The 11,169-nt window shown below is 40.7% G+C and carries 9 protein-coding genes; 2 read left to right on the top strand and 7 right to left on the bottom strand.

Annotated elements, in window-relative coordinates; all coding sequences use genetic code 11:
• Positions 1-206: 206 nt before the first annotated feature.
• From AAC000_RS22245 to phoB, 7 genes are all read right to left on the bottom strand, one after another.
• Positions 207-1,442 (bottom strand): serine hydrolase, encoded by a 1,236-nt coding sequence (locus AAC000_RS22245; RefSeq protein WP_339726009.1) that lies wholly within the window; start codon positions 1,440-1,442, stop codon positions 207-209.
• 161 nt (positions 1,443-1,603) lie between these two features.
• Entirely contained in the window at positions 1,604-2,791 is a 1,188-nt protein-coding gene (locus tag AAC000_RS22240) for an ABC transporter permease (RefSeq protein ID WP_339726008.1), read from the bottom strand.
• Positions 2,792-2,793: 2 nt separating this feature from the next.
• Positions 2,794-3,951, bottom strand: a complete 1,158-nt coding sequence (locus AAC000_RS22235; protein WP_339726006.1) for an FtsX-like permease family protein — start codon at positions 3,949-3,951, stop codon at positions 2,794-2,796.
• Positions 3,948-4,646, bottom strand: coding sequence for an ABC transporter ATP-binding protein (locus AAC000_RS22230; protein WP_339726004.1), 699 nt, complete (start codon positions 4,644-4,646; stop codon positions 3,948-3,950). Before AAC000_RS22230 ends, AAC000_RS22235 begins: the two co-directional genes overlap by 4 nt.
• 26 nt (positions 4,647-4,672) lie before the next feature.
• Positions 4,673-5,698: an efflux RND transporter periplasmic adaptor subunit gene (locus AAC000_RS22225; protein WP_339726002.1), complete on the bottom strand. Its 1,026-nt coding sequence runs from the start codon at positions 5,696-5,698 to the stop codon at positions 4,673-4,675.
• Between the two features lie 195 nt (positions 5,699-5,893).
• Positions 5,894-7,213 carry a phosphate regulon sensor histidine kinase PhoR gene (phoR, locus tag AAC000_RS22220; RefSeq protein WP_339726000.1) on the bottom strand — a complete coding sequence of 440 codons (1,320 nt, stop codon included), beginning with the start codon at positions 7,211-7,213 and terminating at the stop codon, positions 5,894-5,896.
• 87 nt (positions 7,214-7,300) lie between these two features.
• Positions 7,301-7,990 carry a phosphate regulon transcriptional regulator PhoB gene (gene phoB / locus AAC000_RS22215; RefSeq protein ID WP_339725998.1) on the bottom strand — a complete coding sequence of 230 codons (690 nt, stop codon included), beginning with the start codon at positions 7,988-7,990 and terminating at the stop codon, positions 7,301-7,303.
• Between the two features lie 254 nt (positions 7,991-8,244).
• Here phoB and AAC000_RS22210 point away from each other — a divergent pair, with 254 nt between their 5' ends.
• Positions 8,245-9,966: an ATP-binding protein gene (locus tag AAC000_RS22210; protein WP_339725996.1), complete on the top strand. Its 1,722-nt coding sequence runs from the start codon at positions 8,245-8,247 to the stop codon at positions 9,964-9,966.
• Positions 9,967-10,216: 250 nt separating this feature from the next.
• Positions 10,217-11,125 (top strand): recombination-associated protein RdgC, encoded by a 909-nt coding sequence (gene rdgC, locus AAC000_RS22205; protein ID WP_339725994.1) that lies wholly within the window; start codon positions 10,217-10,219, stop codon positions 11,123-11,125.
• Positions 11,126-11,169 lie beyond the last annotated feature (44 nt).

The following is an 11,169-nucleotide window of genomic DNA, read 5'->3' as shown; positions in this document are numbered from 1 at the left end:
TCCCCTGTATTTCTCCGTCATTCCGGTGAGCTTTTAGGCCGGAATCGGTTTCCTGTTCATACTGTCCCACTCTGCACTTTTCCTGCTCTACTCTGCTAATTCTGCCTTTTTCTGCCCTTTTCTGCCCTTTTCTGCCTTACCCTGCTCTCTTTAATCTTTTACTATCTTCTATCTTCTATCTTCTCCCCTAATCTATCCACTAACCTTCAGTGCCCTTCAGAAAAATGCTTACTGATTGCGCGAAACATAGCATAGTGTTTGGCTTTCCAATTTAAACTTTTATCTGTGAAACGATAATTAGCTGAATTTTTCACTATCACTAAGTTTTGATCAGGGTCAATGTAGATATATTGATCATAAATACCCTGAGCGGCGAATTCGTCTTCTGCGTCAAGAGGCAACCACCATTGGTACCCATAACCGAATGAAGACGATGAGTTGGGGTTGTTTTTTCCTGCAAGCAAATGCGGCGCATCGGCGGTGGTTGAATCTGCAACCCACTGTTTGGGCACTATTTGCTGAGTAATATTTTGCTTATCAGTCCAAGCGCCTTGGTTAAGATACAACCAACCTAATTTGGCGTAGTCACGCAAGGATACATTAAGTCCACCTAAAGCCAATTCCATGCCGTTATCGTCTGCTAACCAAAAGGCTTGGTGCTGCATACCTAATGGCTCCCAAATTTTTTCAGACAAATAATGCGTTAAACTTTTACCCGTGGCACGGGTTAACACCATACCCAACACCTGAGTATCGATACTCACATAATGATGGTATGTGCCCGGCTGTCTTTCTCGGACTAGGGAAGCTGAGAAGTCATCTAATGACGTACCAAAAGCCGTGGCACGAGAGAAGCGATTAATATCAGAATTAAAGTCGCCGTAATCTTCGTTAAAACGCACCCCAGAGGACATTTGTAATACGTCTTTTATTCGCACACCTTGGTAACCACTGCCCACTAATTCTGGTACATAGTCAGTCACAGCCTCTTCGATACTTGTCACATATCCCTCTTCAATGGCAATGCCCATTAAGGCTGATACAAAAGACTTCGCCACAGAAAAGGAAATATGTGGTTTTCCTTCGCCATGGCCTAACCAATAATTTTCATAAACAATTTTTCCGTCTTTTAACACTAACAATCCTGTGGTTTGTGTGTCGTCAAGAAACTCAGTTAAAGACAAAGGTTGGTTTTCGAAATCAAATTCATTAGGTAAGGATTTAGGTTCCTCTGGAAACTCAAAAGGGGTGGAACTTGCGGGAATAACCGTGGAGTTAAAAGACTCATACATAGTCAAAAAATTATGGGCTATTTTGTCCTCATCGTATAAAGTCACGGCTGTATATAAACGAATGAGATTCTTTTGGTAAACGACTAGCAACACCATCACCACAATGAAAAAACCAAGGGCAACACCTTTTAAACTAAGTCTCTTTATCATTTGTTAAATTCCATTTGTTCATCAGCAAAAATACAAGTTAAGGCAATTACCTTAAATGAGACCTAAGCAAAAAACCATCATAGACTGCATAAAATCAAAAAAGTCGAATATGGATAACTCGACTTTTTATTGGGAACAACTTTTTAGCTGAATTAACGCTTTTACCTAGCAGATTGGAACGCCACTATCACAGGGACTCTCGCGGCTCGCCACGCAGGAAACACACCACTAATAAAACCGATAATTAAGGCCAAAGTAATACCTTGCCTAAACAAGTCTGAAGTGAGCTGAAAGCTAAAGACCACTTGGGTAAAACTGCCACCTAAAGTAGAGGCATTCATGCCATCAAAAAAGATAAAGGCGGCCAAAGCGCCAACTAAGCTGCCAATCACCGCTAACGTCATGGCCTCGACCATAGTGCCAATAAAAGCCGACATTGAGCTAAAACCTATGGCTCGTAAAGTCGCAATTTCCATTGCCCTATCGGATACCGAGGTATACATAGTATTAAGTGCTCCCGCTAACGCGCCTAAGGCCATTATCGAGCTAATCACCCATCCAAATATCGCCATATATTCAAGGCTTTTTCCCTGAGTAGCAAAATAGGCGGACTCTGTTTGCACTTCATGTGTCAATCTTGGCTCTGATTTTAGGTATTCGCTGATTGCCGTAAGATCATCGGGTGATCCAATTCTTGCTCGTACGGTTTGATAGGAGCTACCGCGGTTGTACAAGTTTTGAATCACTTTTGCATCGGCCCATAACTCACTTTCAAACACATTACCGCCCGTTGAAAACACGCCTACTACTTTCCAGGTGTATTTACCAAAACGAATTTCCTGACCAAGATCAAAACCATCAAACTCCCGCAAGATACCTGCGCCTACTATGAGTTCATCTGTGCCGGGAGTGAACATTCGCCCTGCTGTTAATGTGAATCCCTTACGCATATCCACACCACGTTGATTTAAGCCTCGAAGAGGAATATTCGCTTCTTGTTGAGTACTTTTCTTCAGGCCATCCACTATCACATATAACTCTGGTGAGACTAAGGGCCCCTGGGCATCCTTGAGAATACCTGGCGAATTTTCGATTAAACTAACTTGGTCTCTTGATGCAGAACTATTTAACTCAGCGGCAGAACCGGTGCGCATAAAAAAGGCGATATCATCAGATCCTGCACTTTGCATTGTGGCTTCAAACCCTTTCGCCATTGCCAAAAAAGCCAGCAAAATGGCAACCACAACAGCACTGGCAAACACCATTGCCAGTGACATCCATAAACGTCTAGGCAAACTGCGAATATTCATCACAATAACGGCGATACTTTGCGACATAATGTTACTCATAACTAGTCCCTACTAAATGCAGTAATAATATTAAGCCTCAAGGCACTAATTGCTGGTGCAATCCCTGTTATTAAACCTAATAACAGCATGTAACCTAAAGCTTGCATTATGATATTTTGGTCTAACACTAAGTTAGGTAAAAACCTCGCTAAGTGCTCAGAAGCGCCTTGGATCAACAAATAAGCGGCACCTAGCCCTAATAACCCACCTAAAAATGCCAACAAACAAGACTCGATTATGACCATTTTAAAGATTCGTATTGAGGCAAACCCTAAGGTTTTTAACACCGCAATTTCGCCGGTCCGCTCTCTAATGGCCAAAACCATAGTGTTACCCACCACTATTAAAATGGTAAAAAAGGCCATAAACACCACACCAAAAATAATCAATCCAATATTACCTATTTGTTCGATAAAGGCTTTATTGAAAGCTTGTTCGGTACTGGTATCGGTTTCTGCATTAGAATTGGCAAAGTTGCTATCGATAGCTTTGGCGACACTTTCGTTCATTGACGCGTCGACTGTGGTTAAGATTAACCAGCCTATGCTGTCTCCGCCCCAAGACTGGGTTTCTTTAAAATATTTGTAGTGAAACAATAGATAACTGGTATCGGTTTTTTCTTCAGTCCCTCTAAATATGCCTTCGATCACAAACTCCCAAGTTTGGCCTCCGTCCTTGTGAGAGAAAATATTCGATGAAAGAGGAATACGATCCCCCACTTTCCAACCATTAGCCAAGGCAATTCGCTCACCCACTAAAATACTGGCTTGATTATTCAGCCAAGCTTGGCGCTGATCTGGGTCAATGACTAACTCGGGATACACAGCTAAGTAACTCTCAGGCTCTACTGCAAAAGTGACCACCTGATTGGCGGGTTGCTGATAATAACCACCAAACCAATTGGCATGGGTCACTTGTTTAACCCCTTCAATTGTCTGAGTTTTATTGACATAAGAATAAGGTAAAGGATTAGTAAAGTTGGTTTTATGTACCACCACTAAACGATTATCTGCCGACATTTCAACACCAGAGTTTAGGGCACCTCGCAAAGTCATGATGGCACCAAAAATCAGAAACGCGATAAAAATGGCGAAGGTAGTGAGAAACAAACGCATTTTTTTTCGGGTTAAGTTTTTGTAGACTAAATACAAGTCTTTCATGCCGGCAACTCCTCAGCTTTGACGAACTCCCCTTTATTCAGGTGCACAGTTTGTTTAGCAAACTTAGCGGCTGAGGGATCATGGGTCACCATCACTATGGTTTTGCCAAACTTTTCATTGAGAAGCTGTAATGTCTGCAAAATTTCATCTGCGGTTTGTCTGTCTAAATCGCCTGTTGGCTCATCACAGAGCAAAAATTTTGGATCTGACACCACAGCTCTGGCAATGGCAACTCGTTGTTGTTGACCACCAGACATTTCGCTTGGCATGTGACTGGCTCTATCACTTAAGCCCACCAGCTCTAAGGCTACTTTGACTTGTTTTTGTCTTTCGCTACGGCTTAGGTTGGTTAAGAGTAAAGGTAACTCAACGTTCCGTGCGGCATTCAACATAGGCATTAAGTTATAAAATTGAAAAATAAACCCTATATTATTGGCTCGCCATTTAGCTAATTGGCTTTCGCTCAGGTTATCAATACGTTGGCCATCAAAGGTAATTTGACCTTCTGTGGGTTGGTCGACACCACCTAATAGATTTAGCAAGGTAGTTTTGCCTGATCCTGAAGGCCCCATGATAGCTAAAAAGTCACCTTCCTTAATTTGCATATTTAAATCATGGAAGATACTGATGGTTTCTTTACCTTTAGTGAATCGCTTAGCAACTTGCTTTAACTCAAATAAATTTTGACTGCTCATGCTTTTATCCTTCTATTCTTGGTAAATTAATTGTCTTTCATAAACCCAACTTTGACGCCCATTTCAGGCAGTATTCTTGGGTCTTCTAGTTCAATCTTAATTCTCACTTGTACTGTGGCTTTTGCCCTGTCTGCTGTGGGTATAGTAGCGATAACCGAAGCAGGTATAGGCCAATCTGGGTAGGCGTCTAAGGTGGCATTCACTTTTTGACCGGGATACACACGACCAATAAAAGATTCATTAACATCCACTTCTATTTCTAGTGAACTCATATCCACTATGGTGCAGATTCCGGTACGCGTAAAACCGCCCCCCGCTGAAGAGGGCGCGACGATTTCACCTGGTTGGGCATTTTTTTGAGTCACCACACCGCTAAAGGGCGCTCTAATAGTATGATCATCTAGGCGCTCTTGTTGCCTGCGAATTTCTACTTTTGCCACCAGTAAATCAGCTTCAGCACTTTCCAAATTGGCTAATAAATTTTGTTGATTGGCAAATCCACGGGTTCGTTCCGCGTCACTTGAATAGGTATTGTTGAGGATCCGTTGATAATTAGTTTTGGCTTCATCTAGGTTAACTAAGATGGCTTTACGCCTTGCATCTAGCACACTTAATTGTGCTCGCGCGTAATCTAAATTGACTTCAGCCAAGTTACTGTCAAGGGTTGCAAGTATTTGTCCTTCCTCAACGTTCATACCCTCTTCTACGTTAACTTGGGTGATCAGCCCCATCACTTCGGAAGAAACAGTGGCCATGCGCCTTGCCGTGATATAACCAGAGGAGTTTAAAATAGTGTCACTTTGTTGAATGTCTGGCGTTGTTGACATTAAGGACCCAGAAGAACTGGATTGAGTATTAATGGCTTGCACGACAGCTGTATTATTTTGCGCAACACTTTGCTCAGGCACAAAATAACTAAGGGTTATCCAAATAGACAAAACACAACAAATAACCAATAGCAGCAAAATTTGCCAAAGCTTTATCCCGGTGTTTGTTGGTGTGTGATTTCTGTCTATTTTGAGTTGTTGTAACAATTCGCTTTTATCTGCCACCCTAACCTCTATTTAATTAAATTAGTGTATTGCCAACATTACTCCCCAAAAATAAAAGGTAAAGGAATGCAGTAACAATCATGGCATATAAATCTAAAAAATGAATAGGTCAAAAGTCATCACTTTAAGATGACAAAAGTCACAAATGAGAGGGTATAGGCTAAAAATAAGTGAGTAACAAAGTCTATTTGTCTTTTAGTGACTAAGAGGTTGTTCGACTATGTAAGTTTGTTCTGGAGAAAAACGACATGAAAAAGTTGAGCCTTTACCAAGCTTACTTTGTATATTGAGCAAAGAGTTATGGTGAGACAAAACATGCTTAACTATGGACAAACCTAAGCCTGAACCACCTGTAGTCCTTGAGCGGGCTTTATCTACGCGATAAAAGCGTTCGGTTAATCGGTCAATATGTTCCGAAGCGATACCATAACCATTATCTTTCACGCTAAATTTGACCTGCTTCCCTTCTAAGGTCCATTTAACTTCGATGACGCCTCCGTTAGGCGTGTAATTGATGGCATTAAAAATCAGATTTGAGAAAGCGCTTCGCAATTCACTTTCAATACCATAAACATACAAAATCGGAGAGATATCAAAAAATATCTTGTGATTTTTTTCTCTATTTAAGGCATCGGCTTCGACCTGAATTTGCCACAATAATTGTGGCACATTAACCAATTTCTCAAACGCTCTTTCAGTGCTGGCTTCAATGCGAGATAACACCAACAACTCTTCAATTAAACTTTGCATACGCACAGACTGAGAACGCATTTCAGAAATGGCTTTTTTCATCATGGCTTCAGGCATATCACCATTTTCAGGCAACATTTCTAAATAACCGTTAATCACAGTTAAGGGGGTTTTTAACTCATGAGAGACATTAGCGACAAAATTCTTACGCATTTTTTCAATTTGGGTTAAGCGCGTTACATCACGAATGATGACCATCAAATTTTCATCTTCGTAGGGCACCACCCTAAATTCCAATACTTTATTGGGATTAATGGGTGAAGTCACTTCTAAAGGTTGCTCAAAGCGTTTGGCGTGATAGAAAGTATTAAACTGCTTATCATTTATGCGCTCGTAAACTTTCTGCCCCATATCTTCGGGCCAACTTAAACCCAACTCAATACGGGCTAATCTGTTACACCAGATTATTTCTGCGTCTCTATCAACAACAATGGCCGCATCGGGAAGCGCTTCTGAACCTTGACGAAAACGACGGATCACTTCACCTAATGCTTTACGTTTTTCTCGATTTCTTACATTTGCGCTATAAATTCCTTGATAAATATGCGACCAAATACCCCTCACACCTGGTGGAGAAATCTTTTTACTGTGCCATAACCAATAGTTAAGCCGATAAAGACGCCAGTAATGCCATGCAAGCAAACCAAACGCACCTAACAATAAAGTAAGGAGCAATTGGTCAGTATAAAAGCCAAGCAAAGCGCAAGAAGCCAGAAAAATGATGACTCTAGCAATGCTTCTTAACCATGGGAAAGTGCGTTGCATCTGGGTATTATTCCTGTTTAACCGATTACCATATCCATTTTCACTCAAGCCATAGGCTGGCTGCAAATCAGCGACTTTATAAACTTTCTACACTTTACTAGAAAAACGATATCCAGCGCCACGCACTGTTTGAATCATATTATCATGAGAAAACTCACACAAGGCTTTACGTAATCTTCTAATATGCACGTCTACGGTTCTGTCTTCCACATACACGTTCGTCCCCCAAACGTTGTCTAACAGTTGTTCACGACTATAGACTCGTTCAGCATGGGTCATAAAAAAGTGCAGAAGCTTAAACTCAGTGGGTCCCATATCAATAGGCGCTTCATTAGAGGTCACTCTATGAGACAGAGGATCGAGTTTCAAACCTTGATAATCAATGGCGTCCTCGCTGGAAGTGGGTGATACACGTCTGATGACTGCTTTAACTCGTGCCACTAATTCTTTGGGCGAAAATGGTTTTGTGACATAATCATCGGCACCGGCTTCCAAACCTCTAATTTTGTCTTCTTCTTCACCTCTAGCAGTTAACATAATGATAGGAATGTCTCGAGCATATTCATGTTGCTTAAGTTTTTTTGCTAATTGCACACCCGTGCCACCTGGTAACATCCAGTCTAATAAAATCAAATCTGGAAAAGGCTCTACGATTTTTTCAAGCGCTATTTGATAGTCTTCCGCTTCAACGGTGTCATATCCAGATTGTTCTAGCACAAATTTCAACATGTCGCGGATGGGAGCTTCATCTTCCACCAGTAAAATACGTTTTGCCATTTTTATGTTCCTTGCTACATCAACAACGCCCTAGATTATTCAGATTTTGTGTGACACTTTTATTACGGTATGTATTTTAGCTGACATTTAGTCTATAAAAACAATCTTTTATTCATTTACAGAGCGATATCGCTCACTTTAAATACGCCCTAAAAACACATTGTTGATCAACCTTTTAGCTACACGTCTTGTTTATTTTTTTTATTCCGCATATTCTTTATATCCTTTTCAAATTTAAGGAAATATAAAACTTGATGTCAAAGGTCAAACAAGGGTTATCCAAAAAACTTTTAGCAAGAGTGCTGTCGGTTTATTTTGTTTTAACTCTCATAGTGACAGCAGGCCAAGTTTTCACCGAATATTTGAATGCAAAAAGCCATATTGAAGATGAGCTTAAGACCTTAAAGAATACCTTTAGTACCAGTTTAACCCGCGCCATTTGGGAGCTTAATACACCCCAAGCAAAATCTATCGCTGTAGGTCTGATGGAATTACCTATAGTGGAAGGTGTACAAATTCGTGATGAAAACAGTAATTATATTGCTGATTTAGGGCGTACGACTCAACTCGCCAACGAAGCGATCACTAAAGGTGTGGTTAGAGACCACGCAGGTGGAACCTTTGGTTATAGTTTTCCATTAATTTTTGAGTTCTCTGGCAGAACGTCTTTGGTAGGCGATGTCACCCTGTATTCTAGTTCAGCTATCATCTTTAGTAGAATTGAAGTGGGAATACTTTTCTTGATTGGCAATGCCATAGTAAAAACCGCATTTTTAGTATTTCTATTTATGAGTGCATTCCGCACTATGTTGACAAATCCTCTGAATGAATTAACCCAACAAATTACCGATTTTAATCTAGACGACCCAGAATCTTCAAAACTAGATTTAAGTATTACTGATGAGAATGAATTAAAAGTTCTAGAAACCTCCTATAACAGATTAATAGACGAAATGATTGAATTTCAATCGAAACTTGCCGGCACTCAAAGGGAGTTGCAGCAAGCCAATTTGAGATTAGATGACCAAAATATTTCATTAGAAGAAGAAGTGGCTAAAAAAACCGCCACCTTAAGTAGAATAATGTTGGACTTGGAACAACAAAAAGACGAGTTACTGATTAACCAACGTGAACTGCGCCAAGAAAACGAAAACCGCCAATTTATTGAAGATGAACTTCGGAAACGAAATACTGAATTAGCGACGTCTATGGAAACCATTCAAATGGCCAAGGATCAATTGGTTGAATCAGAAAGAATGGCTTCTCTAGGGGGCTTAGTTGCCGGTATTGCTCATGACGTTAATACCCCCTTAGGCGTCAGTGTGACAGCCACTAGCTTTTTACAAGACAGAGTGCAAAAACTCCAAAACGCCTATGATGATAAAAAGCTTACCGGTAGTACCATGACATCATTTTTGTCTGAGGCCCAACAAACTATTACGCTTCTCACCAACAATCTAAACCGTGCCTCTGATCTCATTTCCAGTTTTAAACAAGTCGCAGTTGATCAAACTAGTGAAGCAGTGAGAGAAATTAATGTCAGTGAGTATTTGACTGAAGTGGTGCAATCTTTAGCGCCTAATTTTAAGAAGACACAGCACACTATTGATATTCATTGCCCCGATGACCTGTCAATTAAATGTGCGCCTGGCGTCTTGGCGCAAATACTAACGAATATGATTATGAACTCTCTTATTCATGGCTTCGAAGATAAACCTAAAGGCGCCATAAAACTGGAAATTTCAGAACAAAATGGCAACCTTGTTATTGACTACTCTGACGATGGCCGGGGTCTTGATGAAGGCACCTTGGGGCGGCATTTTGACGCTTTCTTTACGACACGTAGAGGTAAAGGCGGAAGTGGCTTAGGCACACATATAATGTACAACTTAGTGACCCAAACATTAGGTGGCTCTATTGAAGCGTTTAGCCAACCTGATAAAGGTCTGCAGTACAAAATTACAATCCCCGTTTAGACAGCTTCTTAATTAACCCTAACTCAGGTTAATTACCACTATTTCTGCCTTTTTCTTATAGTAGATTGGGTGATACCAATCGCCATAAGTATTAATTCCTGATAATCTCTACGACCATTTTTAATAGCGCGACTCAGCGCAACTGGCTGGTATATTTTTCGCAATCAAATCGAAGCAACAGTTTTGCTTTTGGATGAAATAATTTTTATCTCGAATAATAAACAGCCCCAACAATAAGCGGATTATTTTCATGTGGTTTAAAAATCTTAAGCTTTACGCAATCACCCAAGATATGGATTTCGAAGAACAAGACTTTGAAGACAAACTTGCTGAATTCAAATTTCGCCCTTGCGGAAGCCAAGAATTAGCAACTATGGGGTGGGCGTCTCCCTTCAATCAAGGCGAAGCGTTAATTCATGCTACTGCTGGTAGAATTTGGATGACGTTAAAGAAACAAGAACGTATTTTGCCAGCAGTAGTGGTGAATGCTGAACTGGCCGACAAAGTCGCATTGATCGAGGCCGAAACAGGCTCTCCAGTAGGTAAAAAAGCCCAGCAGGATATGAAGCAAGAAATCATTCATCGATTATTGCCACAAGCCTTTACAAAAAACAGTTATACACACGGTTTCATCTCTACTAAAGATCATTTAGTAGTAGTGGATTCGTCTGCAGACGGCAAAGCCGAAGCCTTTTTGGCCATGGTGCGCAAAGCCATAGGATCTTTACCTGTGGTACCTTTAGCGAGACATTCCGTTCAAGCAGATTTAACTTCTTGGTTAAAAGATGACTCAGCACCAACAGACATTAGTGTATTAGAGGAAGCCGAACTCAAAGCATTGGAAGAAGACGGAGCCATTATCCGTTGTAAAAACCAAGATTTATACTGTGACGAAATCAAACATCACTTAGAAGCAGGAAAGTCAGTTCAAAAACTTGCTGTAGAATGGAGTGAAACACTGACGGCTATTATTCAGGAAGACCTAAGTATCAAACGTTTGAAGTTCACTGATGTGATTAGAGAGCAAAACGACGATATACCTAAGGATCAGATGTTAGCCAGATTAGATGCTAATTTTGCTTTGATGTCCGGTGAAGTTGTGCGTTTTGCCAAACGACTAAAAGAAATCTTTAATTTAGATGACGAAAAAGTAAGTTAACAGAACAAGCGAGCTTCGAGCCGGTCGCCGCGTAATTCTAGCCG

The organism is uncultured Paraglaciecola sp., from assembly GCF_963977085.1.
Lineage (GTDB): Bacteria > Pseudomonadota > Gammaproteobacteria > Enterobacterales > Alteromonadaceae > Paraglaciecola.
Note: the sequence above shows the minus strand (reverse complement) of the source record. Positions and strands in the feature narration are given on the sequence as shown.